This window comes from Luteimonas saliphila, from assembly GCF_016774335.1.
Taxonomy (GTDB): Bacteria; Pseudomonadota; Gammaproteobacteria; order Xanthomonadales; family Xanthomonadaceae; genus Luteimonas; species Luteimonas saliphila.
Genome location: NZ_JAETWA010000045.1, coordinates 37,793 through 55,351, shown reverse-complemented (window position 1 = coordinate 55,351; position 17,559 = coordinate 37,793). Strand labels below are relative to the sequence as shown.

Here is a 17,559-nt window from a genome sequence, read left to right as displayed (position 1 = left end):
AGTATAGCGATGGCGGGGGTATCATGGACGCACCTCGAGCGGAATCCCGAATGTTCAACCGCACCGTCATCATCGTGCTGCTGGTCGCCCTGTTCGCCGGGCTGGGCCTGCTGGCCTCCCGCCACTTCTTCTCCGGACCGGCGACGCCGCAGCCGAGCCTGCAGGCGGTGAAGCTGTTCCCGCAGCCGCGCGAGCTGCCGGGGTTCGCACTGCAGCAATCCGACGGCACGCAACTGGTGCCGGGCGAACTCCACGGCCACTGGACCCTGGTGTTCATCGGCTTCACCTTCTGCCCTGACGTGTGCCCGATGACGCTGGCGCAACTGGCCCAGGCGCAGAAGCAGTGGGAGGCGCTGCCGGAGTCGACCCGCCCGCGCGTGCTGTTCGTCTCGGTCGATCCCGAGCGCGACACGCCCGACCGCATCGGCGAATACGCGCACGCCTTCCATCGCGACACCCTGGCCGCGACCGCCGACATCCCGGCGCTGGAAACCTTCGCCCGTTCCCTGTCGATGGTGTTCGCCAAGGTGCCGGCTGCGGAGGGCGCGCCCGCCGACCAGTATTCGATCGACCACAGCGCTTCGATGGCGGTGCTCGACCCCCAGGGCCGCATGGCCGGCGTGGTCACGGGCAGCGCGGTGGACGATCCGGCCGCGATCGCCGCCGATCTCGCCATCCTCACCCGGACCCCGCGACCGTGAGCCTGATCACCGCGCTGACCTACGCGCTGCCGCACCGGCTGCTGTCGTCGCTGGCCCGCTCGCTCGCGTATTCGGACTCGCCACGCACCCGCCAGTGGCTGATCGACACGGTGACGCGCCGCTTCGGCGTCGACCTGTCCGAGGCCGCCGAATCCGATCCCCGCGCCTACGCGACCTTCAATGCCTTCTTCACCCGTGCGCTGAAGCCGGGCGTGCGCGTGCCTGATCCCGACCCGCGCGCCCTGCTGATGCCCGCCGACGGCCGCGTCAGCCAGTGCGGACCGATCGAGCAGGGGCGGATCTTCCAAGCCAAGGGCCGGTCGTTCACCGCGGCCGAACTGCTGGGCAACGATGCCGCGGCCGCGCCGTACGCGAACGGGCTGTTCGCCACCGTGTACCTGTCGCCGAAGGACTACCACCGGGTGCACATGCCGTGGACCGGGCGACTGCGCGAAACCGTGCACGTGCCTGGCCGATTGTTCTCGGTCGGCCCGGCGGCCGTCGCCCGCGTCCCGCGCCTGTTCGCGCGCAACGAACGCCTGGTCTGCCATTTCGATACCGATTTCGGGCCGATGGCGGTGGTGATGGTGGGCGCGTTGCTGGTGTCGGGCGTGGAGACGGTATGGAGCGGCGAAGAGATTCCCGCCTACGGCGACCGCATCACCACGAAGAACTGGACCAGCGAGGAGATCGTGCTGGAACGGTTCGAGGAGATGGCCCGGTTCAACTACGGCTCGACCGTGGTGGTGCTGCTGCCCCCGGGGGTCGCCGCGCTTGAGCCATCGCTGGGGCCGGAACAGCCGGTGCGCCTGGGCCAGGCGCTGGCCCGCCGGCCTGCCTGAGACGCGACCGCCACGCTTGCCCGTAGGAGCGCCTTCAGGCGCGAACGGTCCGGACGGGTCGCGCAGGGTCGCGCCTGAAGGCGCTCCTACGCGGATGGTGGCAGGCACGAGGTCGGCGGCGTCGCTTCGCCGGACGCTGCCCTGCGCGGCTGGCGACAGCCTTCGAGCTCGAGCTGCTGCCCCTGCCAGCGCCCGGGCCAGGCGCTGGCCCGTTGGCCTGCCTGAGACGCGACCGCCACGCTTGCCCGTAGGAGCGCCTTCAGGCGCGAACGGTCCGGACGGGTCGCGCAGGGTCGCGCCTGAAGGCGCTCCTACGCGGATGGTGGCAGGCACGAGGTCGGCGGCGTCGCTTCGCCGGACGCTGCCCTGCGCGGCTGGCGACAGCCTTCGAGCTTGAGCTGCTGCCCCTGCCAGCGCCCGGGCCAGGCGCTGGCCCGCTGGCCTGCCTGAGACGCGACCGCCACGCTTGCCCGTAGGAGCGCCTTCAGGCGCGAACGGTCCGCGCGGCTCGCGCAGGGTCGCGCCTGAAGGCGCTCCTACGCGGATGGTGGCAGGCACGAGGTCGGCGGCGTCGCTTCGCCGGACGCTGCCCTGCGCGGCTAGCGACAGCCTTCGAGCTCGAGCTGCTGTCCCTGCCGCACCAGGTAGCGCGGCGCCTGCAGGCCATTGGCCGCGGCGAGCACCTTGGTGTCGCATTGGTAGCGCTGGGCGATCGCGACCAGGGTTTCGCCGCGCGCGACGCGGTGGGTCCGGGGCTGCAAGGACGCAGGAGCCTGCACGGCGGGTGCGGTCGCCGGCCGCTGGACCACGCTGCCATCGGGAAGGGTCACCGCCTCCACGCTGCCGACGCGTACGATCGCCGAGCCGGGGTCGCTGTTGACGAGGTCCCGGGCAAGCTCGGCGCGCGCCCCCCGCGTGCACCAGCGTTCGTACAGGCCGGCCATCCGCACGGTGGCGTTGAGGCGGGTGCCGGCGGGAATCCAGCTTTCCGCCTCGTACTGCGGATTGAGATTGCGCAACACGCGCATGTAGCCGTCGCGGGTGCCGCCGTTGCCGAGACAGATGGTCAGCTCGTAGATCGAGGCCGGTCGCTGCAGCTGGATCGTCGCCGGGCGCGCGTCGACGCGCGGGAAGCTCAAGCCGTATTCCTTCGGATGCAGGTACAGCCAGGCCGCGGCGATCACCATCGGCACGTAGTCCTTGGTTTCCGGCGGAAACTCGTTGTAGACGTCCGGGTCCCAGAAGCTGCGCCCGCCGAACTCGCGGTAGACGCGACGTGCGCGTCCCTCGCCGCCGTTGTAGGCGGCCAGCCACAGTTCGATGTTGTTGCCCAGTTCGGCGTATCGCTCGCCCAGGTACATCGCCGCCGCGTCGGCGGAAGCGCGCGGATCGTAGCGGGTATCGAAACCGCGTCCGTCGGGCCCGAGGCCGAAACGCAGCCCGGTCGCCGGCATGAACTGCAGCGGGCCGGCAGCGCCGGCGCGCGAGCGCGAGTGCACGCGCCCGTTCGATTCCTTGGCCAGGATCCCGAACAACAGCGCCTCGGGCAGGCCGCGGCGCTTGAACGCCGGCGACATCATGTGCTGCATGTACTGGTAGTTCTCGTGGCTGGTGATCAGCGACACGCGCATGTCGGTGAGCCAGCGGCGGATGCCCGCCTGCACCGCAGGGTTCATCTGCACCAGTTCGAGGAAGCGCCGGTCCTCCGCGGCCAGCAGCGAAGCGGCATTGGCGCTCTGCGGCACCTCGCCGGTGGGCAGCTCGCCGCCGTCGTCGACGAGGGTATCGTCGTCGTCGCCGTCCTCTGCGACCCCGGCGGCGGCATCCGCCTGCGCCTTGAGCAGGCGCTTGAAGCTGGCCAGCAGGTCGCCGGTGCCGCAGCCCTTGATCCGGCCGCACTCGACCAGCACGTCCTCCATATCCTCCAGCGCGGCGTTGCTTTCGTCCACGCCGGAGGGATCGGCGTTGCCGATCTTCACCAGGGCCTCGCGATAGCGGGTCTCGGCCACGGTCATGCGCTGGTTGAGCGCCTCGATCGCGGCCGTCGTGCGCCTGGATTGCGCATGTGCGGCGGAAGCGACGCAGCAGGACAGGAGTACGGCGACAAGCAGCAGTTTGCGAGCTGCGCAGGGAACGCGGGAACTGGGGAACATCGACCACCGGGGGAACGCGGACGCGGCCCGCAGGGTATCCGCTGCGGCCATGCGCCACAAGGAAGGCCCCTGCGCCCTTGCCTGGGCCGCGTCGCGCCGACGCCATAGAATCGCCACATCCCCACCGGAACGCACACATGGACCAGATCCTCGTCGGCAAGGCGATCACCAGCTCGGACGGCGCCCAGGTCCATCTGCCGTCGAAATACGGCAACCGCCACGGCCTCGTCGCCGGCGCCACCGGCACCGGCAAGACGGTCACGCTGATGACCCTGGCCGAAGGCTTTTCCCGGATCGGCGTGCCGGTGTTTCTCGCCGACGTCAAGGGCGACGTCGCCGGTCTCGCCGTGCCGGGCACGACGAACGAGAAGCTGCGGGCACGCGTCGACCAGATCGGCGTGGAAGGCTGGACGCCCGAAGGCAGCCCCGTCGTGTTCTGGGACCTGTACGGCAGGCTCGGCCATCCGGTACGCACCACGGTCAGCGAAATGGGCCCGGCGCTGCTCTCGCGCATCCTCGAGCTCAACGACACCCAGTCGGGCGTGATCGACATCGTGTTCAAGCTGGCCGACGACCGTGGCCTGCTGCTGCTCGACCTCGACGACCTGCGCGCCCTGCTGAACCTGGTGGTCGAGGAACGCAAGACGATCTCGACCGAGTACGGCCTGGTCAGCCCGCAGTCGGTCGGCGCGATCCAGCGCGCGCTGCTGCGCCTGGAGCAGGACGGCGGCGACCACTTCTTCGGTGAGCCCGCGCTGGAACTGGCGGACCTGATGCGCACCACCACCGGCGGCCGCGGCGTGGTCGGCATTCTCGCCGCCGACCAGTTGATCCTCAGGCCGCGGCTGTACTCGAGCTTCCTGCTGTGGCTGTTGTCGGAACTGTTCGAGACCCTGCCCGAGGTCGGCGACCTCGACAGACCCAGGCTGGTGTTCGTGTTCGACGAGGCGCACCTGCTGTTCGACGACGCGCCGCCGGCGCTGCGCCTGCGCATCGAGCAGGTGGTGCGGATCATCCGCTCCAAGGGCGTGGGCGTGTACTTCTGCTCGCAGTTCCCCGACGACGTGCCCGGCGACATCCTCGGCCAGCTAGGCAACCGCGTGCAGCACGCACTGCGCGCCTTCACCCCGCGCGACCAGAAGGCGGTGCGGACCGCGGCCGAGACCTTCGTCGCCAACCCCGGGCTCGACGTGGCGCAGACCATCGGCAAGCTGGGCACCGGCGAGGCGCTGGTCTCGACGCTGCAGGACAAGGGCATCCCCATGCCGGTCGAACACACCCTGGTCGTCCCGCCTCGCTGCCGCATGGGCGCGATCACCGACGCCGAGCGCGCGCAGGTGCGGGCCGGCAGCCCGGTGGGCGGGAAGTACGACAAGGCGCTGAACCGGGAATCGGCGGCCGAGCTGCTGGCGGCGCGCGCGCAGGCCGCGACCGCGCACGCCGGCGCGCCCCCGGCGAAAGGCGGGAAGGATGCGGCGGAGGCCGAAGGCGGCATGGGACGCGCGGTCAACGAATGGCTGTTCGGCACCAAGCGTCGCCAAGGCGTGGTCCAGGCCGCCGGCAAGCAGGCCGCGCGCACGATCACCAGCCGCATCGTGCGCGGTATCCTCGGCGGCATCCTCAAGTAGGGTGATGGAACGGATTCTTCACTGCGCGCGCCCTACCCTCGCCCGCACGCCTCCAGCGTTTCAGACAAGGATTTCGCCATGACCCTTCGCATCGCACCCGGCCTGGTCCTGTTGCCGCTCGCGTTCGCGCTCTCCGCCTGCCAGCCCGATCCGGAGCCGGCGCCGCCGCAACCACCGGAGCCCATCACCGCCGGGGCGGGTTCCGGACATGCGTCCGGCGCCGCCGTCGCGGGTACCGACGCCATCGCCGTGGTCCATCATGCGCCGAAAGATCCGGCCGGATTCGACCGCAAGGATTTCGCCGGCACGTTCTCCGGCATCCTGCCCTGCGAGGATTGCCCGGGAATCGACACCCGCCTGGTGATCGCCGCAGACGGCCGCTTCCAGCTGGCCGAGACCCGGCACGAAGGCGACTCCACGCAGGAGACGTCCGGCACCTGGACCGTCGACGACGCCGGCGCGCGGCTGCTGCTGGATCCGGACACCAAGGATGCGGGCGACCGCCACTTCGAAGTCGTGTCGAAGGACGAAATCCGCATGCTCGATGCCGCGGGCAACCCCGCGCAGGGCGCGCACAACCTCAGCCTGCGGCGCTGACCCGGCCGTCGCCTTGGGTCGCTGGCGCCCGCCCGCGGAGAAGAGCACGGCGCTGGTCACGCCGGAGGGCCACGCGCGCCTCAAGGCCGAACTCGACCAGCTCTGGCGCGTGCAGCGCCCGGAGGTGGTGAAGGCCCTCTCCGCGGCCGCCGCCGAAGGCGACCGCTCCGAGAACGCCGAGTACACCTATCGCAAGAAGCAGCTCGGCGAGATCGACCGTCGCGTGCGCTACCTGAGCAAACGGCTGGAATCGCTGCGCGTGGTCGAGGCCGCGCCGTCGGATCCGCAGGCGGTGTTCTTCGGCGCACGGGTCGAGGTCGAGAACGCCGCCAGCGGCGAGACCGCGCGCTACCGCATCGTCGGTCCGGACGAGACCGATGCCGGGCTCGGCTGGATCAGCATCGATTCACCGCTCGCCCGGGCGATGCTGAAGAAGCGGGTCGACGACGAGTTCGAGGCGCAGCTGCCGGGCGGAGCCGCCCGGTTCTTCATCGTCGACGTGCGCTACGGCGACTGAGTCTTGCGGACGATCGCTCAGGCGTCCGCCGGACCCGGCTCGTTCTCCAGGTCGTCGAGCACTTCGCCACGGCGCCTCGCGCGCTGCGCCAGCGCGATGTAGCGCGCGCGAAAGGCCTCGATCTCCCTGTCGCTGAGTTCCTCGAGGTCGAGCAGCGCATTGTGGGCGTCGCGCGTGACCCGGATCAGCTCGTCGAGCTTGATCTGCATCGCCTCGGTATCGCGGTTCTGCGTGTTCTGGATCAGGAACACCATCAGGAAGGTGACGATGGTGGTACCGGTGTTGATCACCAGTTGCCAGGTGTCGCTGAAGCCGAACAGCGGCCCCGTCAGGCCCCAGGCCAGGATCACGCCGAGCGCCAGCACGAAACACAGCGAGCGTCCGGTGAAGCGCGACGCCGCCCGCGCCAGGTGGATGAATACACGGTCGCCGACCATGGCGCGGCTCCAGGGATGCAGGAGCTGCAGTATCGCAAACGCCGCCGGCCGCTCAGCCGGCGACGAGCGCCGGCACCGCCTCGCCGTAAAGGTCGTGCTCGTCGGCGCCGAGAATCTCCACATCGACGAAATCGCCCGGCTGCAGGCCCGCCTCGCGGCCGTTCTGCACCTGGACCACGCCGTCGATCTCGGGCGCGTCGGCGCGCGAGCGGGCGATGGCGAGCTCGCCGTCGACGAGGTCCACCAGGCAGCGCTGCACCCCGCCCACCTTCGCCTCGAGCTTCTGCGCGGAGATCTCCGCCTGCACGTCCATGAAACGCGCGAGCCGCTCCTGCTTCACCGCTTCGGGCACGGGATCGGGCAATGCGTTCGCGGTGGCACCGTCCACCGGCGAATAGGCGAACGCGCCGACCCGGTCGAGGCGCACCTCGCGCAGGAAATCGAGCAGTTCCTCGAACTCGGCGTCGGTCTCGCCGGGGAAGCCGACGATGAAGGTGCTGCGGATGGTCAGGTCCGGACAGATGTCGCGCCAGCGCGCGATGCGTTCGCGAACCCTGTCGACCGCGCCCGGGCGCTTCATCAGCCGCAGGATGCGGGGACTCGCGTGCTGGAACGGGATATCGAGGTACGGTAGCAGCTTGCCGTCCGCCATCAGCGGGATGATGTCGTCCACGTGCGGGTAAGGATAGACGTAGTGCAGCCGCGTCCAGGCGCCGAGTTCCGACAACCCTTCGCACAGCGCCTTCATCCGCGTCTGGTATGCGCGGCCGCGCCATTCGCGTTCGGCATACCGCACGTCGACGCCGTAGGCGGAGGTGTCCTGCGAGACCACCAGCAGTTCGCGCACGCCGCCACGTTCCACCAGGCGCTCGGCCTCGCGCAGCACCTCGTCCACCGGGCGCGAGACCAGGTCGCCGCGCATCGACGGGATGATGCAGAAGCTGCAACGGTGGTTGCAGCCCTCGGAAATCTTCATGTAGGCGTAGTGCTTGGGGGTGAGCTTGATGCCGACGTCGTCCTCGCGCGCGCGGCGCGGCACCAGATCGACGAAGGGATCGTGCCTCGGCGGCAGCGCCGCGTGCACCGCCGACATCACGCTGGCGTAATCCTGCGGGCCGCTGATCGAGAGCACGTCGGGGTGGGTCTCGCGGATCAGCGAGGCGCGCTTGCCCAGGCAGCCGGTGACGATCACCTTGCCGTTCTCCGCGATCGCCTCGCCGATCGCGTCCAGCGACTCGGCCACCGCCGAGTCGATGAAGCCGCAGGTGTTGACGACCACCACGTCGGCGGCGTCGTAGCTCTGGACGAGTTCGTAGCCCTCGACGCGCAGCTGGGTGAGGATGCGCTCGGAGTCGACCAGCGCCTTGGGGCAGCCGAGGCTGACGAAACCGACCTTGGGACTGGCTGCGGGCATGGGGGGCTGTATCTGGTGTTCGGACGCGCGACGCCCGGCGTCACGGGGCGCGAATTATAGCCTCGGCTAGAATCGGGCCATCTGCCGGACGGAAGCCTTGCATGGGTCGCGACATCGTCATCCGGGGGCCGCAGGGACCGATCGACGCCTGGCGCGCCGATCCGCCGGACCACGCCGCGGCGCTGGGCGGGGTGGTGGTGGTGCAGGAAATCTTCGGCGTGAACGAGCACATCCGCTGCGTGACGGAAGGCTATGCCGCCGCCGGTTACGTCGCCCTGGCGCCGGCCCTGTTCGATCCGGTCGCACGCAACGTGGAACTGGGCTACGACGAGGCCGGGTTCGCCCGGGGGCGGCAACTGGTCGGCGAACTGGGCACGGAGCGGGCCGTGGGCGTGGTCCGTGCCGCCGCGCAGGCACTGCAGGGCGAGGGCCTGAAGGTCGCCGCGATCGGCTTCTGCTGGGGCGGCAGCATCGCCTTCCTCGCCAATACCCGCCTGGGCCTCCCCGCGGTCTCCTACTACGGCGCCCGAACCGAACCGTTCCTGGGCGAGCCGCTGCGCGCGCCGATGCTGTTCCATTTCGGCGGCGACGACGCCACCACCCCGCCCGCCTACATCCAGGCGCACCGTGACGCCTGTCCCGGCGCCGCGATCCACATCTACCCCGGCGCCGGTCACGCCTTCAACCGCGACGTCGACCCGCGCCATTTCCACCCCACCAGCGCCGCCCTGGCGCGCAAGCGCACGCTGGCCTTCCTCGACGCCGCGCTGCGCTGAACGGACCCGGACGATGAGCCATCACCCGCAAGAACCGCCCCGCTACGTCCTGCATCCCCAGCTCGCCGCGGACACCCATCCGCTGGCATCGCTGGAGCTGTGCGACCTGCGGCTGATGGACGACGCCAACTATCCCTGGCTGGTGCTGGTGCCACGCATCGCCGAGGCCCGCGAGCTGCTCGACCTCGACGCCGGCCAGCGCCACCGCCTCACCGACGAGATCGACCTGGCCGGTCGCGCCCTGATCGAGGTGGTCCGCCCGTTCAAGCTGAACGTCGCCGCGCTCGGCAACCTGGTGCCGCAACTGCACGTGCACGTGATCGCGCGCTTCGAGGACGATCCGGCCTGGCCGGCGCCGGTGTGGGGCCGTGTCGCCGCGCGCCCGTACAGCCCGGAGGCGCTGGTGGGTCGCATCCGCCTGCTGGACGCCGCGCTGCGCGCGTGAACGACGCCACCATCGAACCACTGGGCGAGGACGCGCTGCTGCTGCGGCTGGGTCGCGGGATCGACCCGGCGCTGAACGCCCGCGTGCATGCGCTGGTGCGGCGGATCGAGGCGGCGCGGCCGCCGTGGCTGCGCGAGGTCGTGCCGGCGTACGCGTCGCTGGCGGTGTTCCTCGACATCGATCCCTGCACCGATGCCGGCGTCGAAGCGTTCGCGACCGCGGGCGCGTGGTTGCGCCGGCAACTCGATGCGGCGAGTCCCGAAGACGTTGACGCATCGATGCAAGTTCCGGCCACCACCGTCGAGATCCCGGTCTGCTATGCACCCGCCTGCGCGCCCGACCTGGACGACATCGCCGCGCACGCAGGCCTGTCGCGGGCGGACGTGGTGGCGCTGCACTGCGCGGGTGACTACCGGGTAGCCATGGTCGGGTTCGCGCCCGGCTTTCCCTACCTGATCGGCCTCGACCCGCGCCTGGCGATGCCGCGGCTGGCGAGCCCGCGCACCCATGTGCCCGCCGGCAGCGTCGCCATCGGCGGCGCCCAGGCAGGCATCTATCCGCGCGCGAGCCCCGGCGGCTGGCGCCTCGTCGGGCGCACGCCGCTGGCGCTGTTCGACCCGTCCTGGCCGTCGCCGTGCCTGCTGGCCGCAGGCCAGCGCGTCCGGTTCCGGCCGATCGACGAAGCCGCATTCGAAGCGCTGCAGGCGGATTCGGCGGCATGAGCATCGAGTGCCTCGCGCCCGGCGTCGCCACCCTGCTGCAGGATGCCGGCCGCCGCGGCCTGCGGCGGCACGGCATCGCCGACGGCGGCGCGCTGGACCCGTGGTCGTTCGCGCTCGCCAACCTGCTCGCCGGCAATCCGGCGGGTGCACCCACGCTGGAGATCACGCTGGCCGGGCCGAGGCTGCGCTTCCACGTCGCCGCGCGCATCGCGCTGTGCGGGGGCGGGATCGAGGCGGAATGCGACGGGACCCCGCTGCCGACCTCGCGCCCGGTCGCCGTCCCCGCCGGCGGCGTGTTGCGCCTGGGGCGCTGTCGCGACGGCGCGCGCGCGTACCTCGCGGTGCGCGGCGGCTTGCGGGTCGTGCCGGTGCTGGGCAGCGCCAGCACCGACCTGCGCGCGGGCTTCGGTGGGATCGCGGGCCGGCCGCTGCGGAGTGGCGACCGGCTCGCCATCGAAGGCGCGGCCAACGTCGACAGCGTGCGCTTTCCCGACTGGTGGATCGACCCCTCCTCCGACGACCGGCCGCGCGGCGGCGATCGCGTGGTGCGCGTGCTCGCCGGCTCCGACGCCACCGCGCCGCCGGGAGCGCTGTTCGCCCATGCGTGGCAGGTGACGCCCGCCAGCAACCGGCAGGGGCTGCGCCTGCTGGGGCGCGCGATCGCGGCCGCGGAGCGCGGCGAACGCGTGTCCGAACCGGTGGTGCCAGGGACCGTGCAACTGCCGCCGGACGGCCAGCCAATCGTCCTGCTCGCGGATGCGCAGACCCATGGCGGCTATCCGCGGATCGGCCACGCGATCCGCGCCGACTGGCCGGCGCTGGCGCAGCTGCGGCCCGGCGACCGCCTGCGCTTTTCGCCCTGCGCGCCCGACGAGGCCCGCGCCGCACTTTGCCGCCAGCGCCAGCGCCTGCATAGAATCGCGCTGGCCCTCGACGCGAAGCGCGCCCTTGCCTGACCGGATCGATTTCAACTGCGACCTCGGCGAAGGCTGCGGCGACGACGCCGCGATCGTGCCGCACGTCAGCTCGGCCAGCATCGCCTGCGGCGGCCACGCCGGCGACGACGCCACCATGCGCGCGACCGTCGCGCTGTGCCAGGCGCACGGCATCGCCATCGGCGCGCACCCGTCCTTCGTCGATCGCGAACACTTCGGACGTCGCGAACTCGACCTCGGTCCCGGCGCCATCCACGTGCTGGTGCTGGCGCAGGTGCGGCGGCTGGCGGCCGTGTGCGAGGCGGCCGGCGCGCGACTGCGTCACGTCAAGCCGCACGGCGCGCTCTACAACCTCGCCGCGCGCGACACCGACGTGGCCGATGCCATCGCCGCGGCGGTCCACGCCATCGACCCGGCGCTGCGCCTTTATGCGCTGTCCGGCTCGGCCCTGGCCGAGGCCGGCCGGCTCGCGGGCCTGTCCGTCGCCGGGGAAGCCTTCGCCGAACGCAGCTACGGTGCCGATGGCCGACTCACGCCACGCGATCGGCCGGGCGCGGTGATCGACGACCTCGACGCCGCCCTGGCGCAGGTACGCATGCTGGTGCGCGAGGGCGCGGTCACCGCCCTCGACGGGACCCGCGTGCCGCTGCGCGCCGACACCCTGTGCCTGCACGGCGACCGTCCCGACGCGGCGCGTTTCGCCGCCGCGCTGCGCGCCGCGCTGGAAGCGGAAGGCATCCGCGTGCTCGCGCCGGGCGCGACACAATGAACTGGTGGCCCCTGCTCGGTATCGCCCTGGTCGTGCTCGGCTTCATGCTGCGGCTCAATCCGGCGCTGGTGGTGGTGGCCGCCGGCATCGCCACCGGCCTGCTCGCCGGCATCACGCCGCTGGACGTGCTGTCGCTGATCGGAGAGGCGTTCACCAAGCAGCGGTATCTCGCGCTGTTCCTGCTCACGCTGCCGGCGATCGGGCTGCTCGAGCGCCACGGCCTGAAGGAACGCGCGCAGCAGTGGATCGCGCGCCTGCGCGGCGCCACCACCGGCCGCGCGCTCACGGCCTACCTCGGGGGCCGACAGCTGCTGTCGGCGCTGGGGCTGGTCGACCTCGGCGGCCACGCGCAGACGGTGCGCCCGCTGATGGCGCCGATGGCGGTCGGCGCCGCCGAGAATGCGCACGGCACGCTGCCCGAGGCCACCATCGAGCGGATCAAGGCGATGACCGCCGCCAGCGAGAACGTCGGCCGTTTCTTCGGCGAGGACGTGTTCATCGCCTTCGGCGCGGTGCTGCTGATGCAGGGCTTCTTCGCCGAGCACGGCATCGTGCTGGAACCGCTGCACATCGCCCTGTGGGGCATCCCCACCGCGATCTGTGCCTTCCTGATCCACGCCTCGCGGCTGTTGCGGATGGACGCGCAGCTTGCGCGAGAAGCGGCGGCGCTGCGGGATGCGGCGGGACGGGACGCCGTGGCGCCGGAGCCCGGACCGTGATCACGCTGCAGATGATCTACTGGCTCGCCGGCGCCTACCTGCTGGCGGTGGCCGCGCTCGGCCTGCGTGACCGCCACAATCCGCGCCGCCATGCCACGGCGTTGTTCTGGGGCCTGCTCGGGCTGATGTTCCTGGCCGCGGACCGCCTGGCACCGGTCGCGGTCGGCGTGGTGGTGGTGGTGCTCGCCTGCCTGGCGGGCTTCGGTGGGCTGGGCCGCGGCCGCTACGACGAGCCGTCCGACGAGGCCAAACGGGTTGAGGCCACGCGCCTGGGCAACCGCCTGTTCTGGCCGGCGCTGTTGATCCCCGGGGTCTGCGTGCTGCTGGCCGTGGTGCTGAAGGACGTGTCGGTCGGCGGCGTGTACCTGCTCGGCCGCGAACAGACCACCCTGGTCGCGCTCGGCGTCGCCTGCGTGGTCGCGGCGATCGCCGCCTGCCGGCTGACGCGGCAGACGCCGTGGAGCGCGGTCGAGCAGTCGCGCCGCCTGATCGACGCCGTCGGCTGGGCGGCGTTGCTGCCGCTGCTGCTGGCCACCCTGGGCGGTGTGTTCGCGGCCGCCGGCGTGGGCGAGGCGGTGGCGGCGCTGGTGGAGATGGCGATCCCGGTCGACAACCGCTTCGTGGTGGTGCTCGCCTATGCGCTGGGCATGGCGTTGTTCACGATGGTCATGGGCAATGCCTTCGCCGCGTTCCCGGTGATGACCGCCGGCATCGGCCTGCCGTTGCTGGTGCGGCTTCACGGCGCCGATGCCGCGCCGCTGGCCGCGATCGGCATGCTGTCGGGCTACTGCGGCACGCTGCTCACCCCGATGGCGGCGAACTTCAACCTCGTGCCTGCCGCACTGCTGGAGCTGAAGGATCCGAACGCGGTGATCCGCCAGCAGGTGGCCACCGCGCTGCCGCTGCTGGCGTGCAACATCGTGCTGATGTATTTCATCGTGTTCCGATGAGCACCCGAGGCCCGCGTATGCGCAACGTCCTGCTCACCGGTTTCGCGCCGTTCGACGGGGCAGCAGGCAACCCGAGCTGGGATGCGGCGCGCGTACTCGATGGCGAGGCGATCGCAGGCCACCGTGTCGTTGCGCGACGACTGCCGGTCGAGTTCGGTGTGGCGCGCGACGCGCTGCGCCGGGCGATCCGGGAGCTGCGACCGGCGCTGGTCCTGTGTACCGGCTTGGCCTCCGGGCGCAGCGCGATCTCGCTCGAGCGCGTCGCGATCAACGTCGACGACGCACGCATTCCCGACAACGCCGGCCGCCAGCCGGTCGATGTGGCGGTGGTGCGCCGCGGACCGGTGGCCTATTTCTCGACGCTGCCGATCAAGGCGATGTACGCGGCGATCCACGAGGCGGGCGTTGCGGTGGAGGTCTCGCAGAGCGCCGGCACCTACGTCTGCAACCACGTGTTCTACGGACTGATGCACATGTCGCGCGGGCGCAGGATGCGCGCAGGTTTCGTGCACGTGCCGCCCACCGTAGACCCTACAGCCGGGGGTGGAACTCAAGGCGCGTTGACGCATGACCAGATCGTCGACGCCCTGCGCATCGCGCTCCGCGTGGCGCTCACCACGCAGCAGGACCTCCGGATCGGCGCCGGCACGACGGAGTAGCGCGGCGCGCGGCGCCTGGCCTTCGATCAGGTCCTCGGCAGCGTGACGCCGGTCTGTCCCTGGTATTTGCCGCCACGATCCTTGTACGAGGTTTCGCAGACGTCGTCCGGATCGGACTGGAAGAACAGCATCTGCGCCACGCCCTCGTTGGCGTAGATGCGCGCCGGCAGCGGCGTGGTGTTGGAGAACTCCAGCGTCACGTGCCCTTCCCACTCGGGCTCCAGCGGCGTCACGTTGACGATGATCCCGCAGCGCGCGTACGTGCTCTTGCCCAGGCACACCACCAGGGTGTCGCGCGGGATGCGGAAGTATTCGACAGTGCGCGCCAGGGCGAAGCTGTTGGGCGGGATGATGCACTCGTCGGCCTCGATGTCGACGAAGCTCTTCGGATCGAAATGCTTGGGATCGACGATCGTGGAGTTGATGTTGGTGAACACCTTGAACTCTCGCGAGCAGCGCACGTCGTAGCCGTAGCTCGAGGTGCCGTAACTGACGATGCGACCGCCCGCGGCCTGCTTCACCTGGCCCGGCTCGTAGGGCTCGATCATGCCGTGCTGCTCGGACATGCGCCTGATCCAGCGGTCGCTCTTGATACTCATGCGGTGTTCCCTGCGGCGCGCGGCCGGAAGCGCGCATTGTAGGGCGGGCCCGGGCCGGCCGTAAGCCGCCCCCAGTGCAGCGTGCGCATGCCGGCAGTCGACCCGGGACCAGGGAGCGACGGGATCGGGTGGTACTGCGATGCACATCCCTCGTCACGATGCGACACCGGATCCGCTAGCAGGTAGCGGAACGTCCCGCAACGGGAAGCAGCGTTCCCGGGCTGTCCTACAGCAGCGACGCGGAGATGCCGCGCGGCGCCCGCGGACGCTTCGACAGTTCCTCGACCAGCCGCCGCGCGGTCTCGCGATAGGCGGTGGCCGCAGCCGAAGCGGGCGCCGATGCCACGATCGGCGCGCCGGCATCGCCCTGCTCGCGGATGCCGATCTCCAGCGGCAGCGACCCTAGCAGCGGCACCCCGTACTGCGCCGCCATCCGCTCGCCCCCGCCCTGCCCGAACAGGTGCTCGACATGGCCGCAGTTCGAGCACACGTGCTCGGCCATGTTCTCCACCAGCCCCAGCACCGCCACGTCCACCTTCTCGAACATGCGCAGCGCCTTGCGCGCGTCGAGCGTGGCCACGTCCTGCGGGGTGGTCACCACGACGGCGCCGGCGACCGGGATCTTCTGCGCCAGCGTCAGCTGGATGTCGCCCGTGCCGGGCGGCAGGTCGACGATGAGGTAGTCCAGCCCCTCCTCGCCACCCCACAGCGTGTCGTTGAGCAGTTGCGTGAGCGCGGAAGTCGCCATCGGCCCGCGCCAGATCATCGGCGTATCGGCCTCGACCAGGAACCCGATCGACATCGCCTCGATCCCGTGCGCCCGCATCGGCAGGATCGACTTGCCGTCCGGGCTGTCGGGCTTGCCCGACAGGCCCAGCATCATCGGGATGCTCGGTCCGTAGACGTCGGCGTCCAGCACCCCGACCCGCGCTCCGTCCGCTGCCAGGGCCAAGGCCAGGTTCACGGCCGTCGTCGACTTGCCGACGCCGCCCTTGCCGGAAGCGATGGCGAGGATGTTGCGGATGCGCGGAAGTGGAGAAAGTTTCGGCTGGACGGATCGCGCGGGAACGGACCCCATTGGAACCTCAGGCGACATCGGTTCGACCCGTGTCCGGGACATTGTAATCATGCACTGCCAGCACGCCGCCCGTGGCAAGCCTGTCGATCAACGGCTTCAAACGTTCGACATGGCGGCGGGAACTGTTGACGGAACGGGCGTGGACCGGTTCGCGGACCTGCGCCGCGCTCGCGGTCGAAAACGCGGCCTGGCGATCCGGTACAGCCAGAGCGTTCGGGCTCCAGTCCAGGCCGCACCAGTCGTAGATCCGCCTCGACTGCTCTTCCGGATTGGTCACCAGTTCCTCGTAGCGTACGTCGAGGATCGTCCCGGGCATGACCTCGTGCCAATGCTGCATCATCTGCCTGTATGCGAGGTAGTACTCGGCCAGCTCTTCCTGGTCGTAGGAGAACTCGTAGGCGCTGAAGAACAGTGTCTTGAAGATCGCATAGCAGCTGTCCAGGGGGTCCCGAACCAGATGGATGATCCTGGCGTTGGGCAGCGCCTTGCGGATCATTCCGCAATACATGAAGTTGGCCGGCAGCTTGTCGATGAACATCTCTGCGCCGTCGGCCATCTGCCGTGCGCCCAGCATGTATCTGCGGCCCAGTTCCGCGAAATCGGCCTGCAGCGCAGCCTGTGTGGGCAGGAGCCGGGGGTCTTCCCGGCGGATTCGTTCCACTCCAGCCGTAAGGTGGAACCCGAAGTCCAGCAGTTCGCCCGCGTCGGCCACGCGGCCCGACTGCATGAGCAGACGTTGAACCAGCGTGGTGCCGGTGCGCGGCATGCCGACGATAAAGATCGCGCCGGGTTCCGCGTGCCCTTGGGTCGGCCCGGCCATCGCCGCCTCGTCCATCGATGCACAGATCTCGCCCAGGCCGCGGGTCACTTTCCCGACATCGTAGACAATGGTTCCACGTTTGGCCGTGGCCGCGGATTCAAGCGTCCGGAACGATTCCCCGTACTCGCCGAGATCCTCCAACTCCTTGGCCAGCGCATACAACGCGGCCGCCTCGTTCTCGACTTTCTGAAAGCCGGTGCCGAGGCGGGCCCGTATATCGGCGACATGGTTGTCTTCCGGCTTCTGCCTGCGGAGCACGGAGCGCAGGTAGATCGCGGTGCCCGCCTGGGGTGAGTGCGCTAGCAGCCCTTCCAGATCGGTCTCGGCCAGCGCGGCGTCGCCGGCATAGAACCTCGCCAACGCCAGGTTGTAGCGCCAATCCGGTCTATCCTCCAGACGCAGGGCCCGCTCGTAGCACTCGATGGCCTCCCGCAGGCGGTTATGGAGGTAGTAGAGCCGCGCCACCTGCCAGTACACGAGGCCGGGCCCACCCTCGCTGTCCGCCTGGGCGAGGATCTGCAGGGCCAGTGCCGGAATCTCGTCCCGCCTCAGCGCGCCAGACAGCAGCCATGCCTTCTTGACCTTGTGGCGCACCGCAGGATCGATGGCGATGGCCTTGTCGATCCAATCAATGGCCTCCTCCAGATCGCCTGCGGCTTGGCAGGCATCGGCGAGGAATGCGAACAGGCGGGGCTGCGCGGGCCAAGTTGCGACGAGCGACTTTCCAAACGTGACGGCATCGGAGAACCGCCCTGCGCGAAGCAACGCAATACCCCTGGCCAGTGCCTGCTCCAACAG

General features: G+C 70.5%; 19 protein-coding genes. 13 read left to right on the top strand and 6 right to left on the bottom strand.

What is annotated here, in order from left to right; translation table 11 throughout:
* The first annotated feature begins 50 nt into the window (after positions 1 to 50).
* Positions 51 to 701, top strand: coding sequence for an SCO family protein (locus JMO03_RS15315; protein ID WP_202844614.1), 651 nt, complete (start codon positions 51 to 53; stop codon positions 699 to 701).
* A complete protein-coding gene (asd, locus tag JMO03_RS15310) occupies positions 698 to 1,543 on the top strand; it encodes an archaetidylserine decarboxylase (RefSeq protein WP_202844613.1) in 846 nt (281 codons plus the stop codon). Before JMO03_RS15315 ends, asd begins: the two co-directional genes overlap by 4 nt.
* Positions 1,544 to 2,142: 599 nt before the next feature.
* On the opposite strand, the gene JMO03_RS15305 is transcribed toward asd, so the two are convergent.
* Positions 2,143 to 3,696, bottom strand: coding sequence for a transglycosylase SLT domain-containing protein (locus JMO03_RS15305; RefSeq protein WP_202844612.1), 1,554 nt, complete (start codon positions 3,694 to 3,696; stop codon positions 2,143 to 2,145).
* A 137-nt stretch (positions 3,697 to 3,833) separates the two neighbouring features.
* On the opposite strand from JMO03_RS15305, the gene JMO03_RS15300 reads away from it, so the two are divergent.
* From JMO03_RS15300 to greB, 3 genes are all read left to right on the top strand, one after another.
* Positions 3,834 to 5,324, top strand: coding sequence for a helicase HerA-like domain-containing protein (locus JMO03_RS15300; RefSeq protein ID WP_202844611.1), 1,491 nt, complete (start codon positions 3,834 to 3,836; stop codon positions 5,322 to 5,324).
* Positions 5,325 to 5,402: 78 nt separating this feature from the next.
* A complete protein-coding gene (locus tag JMO03_RS15295) occupies positions 5,403 to 5,921 on the top strand; it encodes a copper resistance protein NlpE (protein ID WP_202844610.1) in 519 nt (172 codons plus the stop codon).
* A 13-nt stretch (positions 5,922 to 5,934) separates the two neighbouring features.
* On the top strand, positions 5,935 to 6,438 hold the full coding sequence (gene greB / locus JMO03_RS15290; protein WP_202844609.1) for a transcription elongation factor GreB: 504 nt from the start codon (positions 5,935 to 5,937) through the stop codon (positions 6,436 to 6,438).
* Between the two features lie 17 nt (positions 6,439 to 6,455).
* On the opposite strand, the gene JMO03_RS15285 is transcribed toward greB, so the two are convergent.
* Entirely contained in the window at positions 6,456 to 6,875 is a 420-nt protein-coding gene (locus JMO03_RS15285) for a low affinity iron permease family protein (RefSeq protein WP_202844608.1), read from the bottom strand.
* Between the two features lie 52 nt (positions 6,876 to 6,927).
* A complete protein-coding gene (gene rimO, locus JMO03_RS15280) occupies positions 6,928 to 8,289 on the bottom strand; it encodes a 30S ribosomal protein S12 methylthiotransferase RimO (protein WP_202844607.1) in 1,362 nt (453 codons plus the stop codon).
* Positions 8,290 to 8,390: 101 nt separating this feature from the next.
* Here rimO and JMO03_RS15275 point away from each other — a divergent pair, with 101 nt between their 5' ends.
* From JMO03_RS15275 to pcp, 8 genes are read left to right on the top strand one after another with little or no spacing between them, the layout of a single operon-like run.
* Positions 8,391 to 9,065 carry a dienelactone hydrolase family protein gene (locus JMO03_RS15275; RefSeq protein ID WP_202844606.1) on the top strand — a complete coding sequence of 225 codons (675 nt, stop codon included), beginning with the start codon at positions 8,391 to 8,393 and terminating at the stop codon, positions 9,063 to 9,065.
* Positions 9,066 to 9,078: 13 nt separating this feature from the next.
* The gene (locus tag JMO03_RS15270) at positions 9,079 to 9,510 is read left to right on the top strand and encodes an HIT domain-containing protein (protein WP_202844605.1); all 432 of its coding nucleotides are present in this window, start codon (positions 9,079 to 9,081) and stop codon (positions 9,508 to 9,510) included.
* The gene (gene pxpB / locus JMO03_RS15265) at positions 9,507 to 10,232 is read left to right on the top strand and encodes a 5-oxoprolinase subunit PxpB (protein ID WP_202844604.1); all 726 of its coding nucleotides are present in this window, start codon (positions 9,507 to 9,509) and stop codon (positions 10,230 to 10,232) included. Before JMO03_RS15270 ends, pxpB begins: the two co-directional genes overlap by 4 nt.
* Positions 10,229 to 11,188 (top strand): 5-oxoprolinase subunit C family protein, encoded by a 960-nt coding sequence (locus tag JMO03_RS15260; protein ID WP_202844603.1) that lies wholly within the window; start codon positions 10,229 to 10,231, stop codon positions 11,186 to 11,188. The genes pxpB and JMO03_RS15260 overlap by 4 nt, the downstream gene beginning before the upstream one ends.
* On the top strand, positions 11,181 to 11,936 hold the full coding sequence (locus JMO03_RS15255; RefSeq protein WP_202844602.1) for a 5-oxoprolinase subunit PxpA: 756 nt from the start codon (positions 11,181 to 11,183) through the stop codon (positions 11,934 to 11,936). Before JMO03_RS15260 ends, JMO03_RS15255 begins: the two co-directional genes overlap by 8 nt.
* Positions 11,933 to 12,655 (top strand): DUF969 domain-containing protein, encoded by a 723-nt coding sequence (locus JMO03_RS15250; RefSeq protein WP_202844601.1) that lies wholly within the window; start codon positions 11,933 to 11,935, stop codon positions 12,653 to 12,655. Before JMO03_RS15255 ends, JMO03_RS15250 begins: the two co-directional genes overlap by 4 nt.
* Positions 12,652 to 13,605: a DUF979 domain-containing protein gene (locus JMO03_RS15245; protein WP_337926429.1), complete on the top strand. Its 954-nt coding sequence runs from the start codon at positions 12,652 to 12,654 to the stop codon at positions 13,603 to 13,605. The genes JMO03_RS15250 and JMO03_RS15245 overlap by 4 nt, the downstream gene beginning before the upstream one ends.
* 17 nt (positions 13,606 to 13,622) lie before the next feature.
* Entirely contained in the window at positions 13,623 to 14,264 is a 642-nt protein-coding gene (pcp, locus tag JMO03_RS15240; RefSeq protein ID WP_238346229.1) for a pyroglutamyl-peptidase I, read from the top strand.
* A 26-nt stretch (positions 14,265 to 14,290) separates the two neighbouring features.
* Here the strand turns inward: pcp and dcd are convergent, their stop codons facing one another.
* The 3 genes from dcd to JMO03_RS15225 all read right to left on the bottom strand — a co-directional run bounded on the left by dcd (position 14,291) and on the right by JMO03_RS15225 (position 17,556).
* On the bottom strand, positions 14,291 to 14,863 hold the full coding sequence (gene dcd, locus JMO03_RS15235; RefSeq protein ID WP_202844599.1) for a dCTP deaminase: 573 nt from the start codon (positions 14,861 to 14,863) through the stop codon (positions 14,291 to 14,293).
* Between the two features lie 226 nt (positions 14,864 to 15,089).
* Positions 15,090 to 15,941 carry an iron-sulfur cluster carrier protein ApbC gene (gene apbC / locus JMO03_RS15230; protein ID WP_202844598.1) on the bottom strand — a complete coding sequence of 284 codons (852 nt, stop codon included), beginning with the start codon at positions 15,939 to 15,941 and terminating at the stop codon, positions 15,090 to 15,092.
* Positions 15,942 to 15,948: 7 nt separating this feature from the next.
* The gene (locus JMO03_RS15225; protein WP_202844597.1) at positions 15,949 to 17,556 is read right to left on the bottom strand and encodes a tetratricopeptide repeat-containing sulfotransferase family protein; all 1,608 of its coding nucleotides are present in this window, start codon (positions 17,554 to 17,556) and stop codon (positions 15,949 to 15,951) included.
* Positions 17,557 to 17,559 lie beyond the last annotated feature (3 nt).

What these genes read in the sequence shown, in the direction of transcription:
- JMO03_RS15315 (WP_202844614.1), top strand. Translation starts at nt 51, where the DNA reads ATGTTCAACCGCACCGTCATCATCGTGCTGCTGGTCGCCCTGTTCGCC.
- JMO03_RS15305 (WP_202844612.1), bottom strand. Translation starts at nt 3,696, where the DNA reads ATGTTCCCCAGTTCCCGCGTTCCCTGCGCAGCTCGCAAACTGCTGCTT.
- JMO03_RS15260 (WP_202844603.1), top strand. Translation starts at nt 10,229, where the DNA reads ATGAGCATCGAGTGCCTCGCGCCCGGCGTCGCCACCCTGCTGCAGGAT.
- JMO03_RS15270 (WP_202844605.1), top strand. Translation starts at nt 9,079, where the DNA reads ATGAGCCATCACCCGCAAGAACCGCCCCGCTACGTCCTGCATCCCCAG.
- JMO03_RS15285 (WP_202844608.1), bottom strand. Translation starts at nt 6,875, where the DNA reads ATGGTCGGCGACCGTGTATTCATCCACCTGGCGCGGGCGGCGTCGCGC.
- JMO03_RS15295 (WP_202844610.1), top strand. Translation starts at nt 5,403, where the DNA reads ATGACCCTTCGCATCGCACCCGGCCTGGTCCTGTTGCCGCTCGCGTTC.
- apbC (WP_202844598.1), bottom strand. Translation starts at nt 15,941, where the DNA reads ATGGGGTCCGTTCCCGCGCGATCCGTCCAGCCGAAACTTTCTCCACTT.
- rimO (WP_202844607.1), bottom strand. Translation starts at nt 8,289, where the DNA reads ATGCCCGCAGCCAGTCCCAAGGTCGGTTTCGTCAGCCTCGGCTGCCCC.
- JMO03_RS15250 (WP_202844601.1), top strand. Translation starts at nt 11,933, where the DNA reads ATGAACTGGTGGCCCCTGCTCGGTATCGCCCTGGTCGTGCTCGGCTTC.
- JMO03_RS15300 (WP_202844611.1), top strand. Translation starts at nt 3,834, where the DNA reads ATGGACCAGATCCTCGTCGGCAAGGCGATCACCAGCTCGGACGGCGCC.
- JMO03_RS15275 (WP_202844606.1), top strand. Translation starts at nt 8,391, where the DNA reads ATGGGTCGCGACATCGTCATCCGGGGGCCGCAGGGACCGATCGACGCC.
- pcp (WP_238346229.1), top strand. Translation starts at nt 13,623, where the DNA reads ATGCGCAACGTCCTGCTCACCGGTTTCGCGCCGTTCGACGGGGCAGCA.
- dcd (WP_202844599.1), bottom strand. Translation starts at nt 14,863, where the DNA reads ATGAGTATCAAGAGCGACCGCTGGATCAGGCGCATGTCCGAGCAGCAC.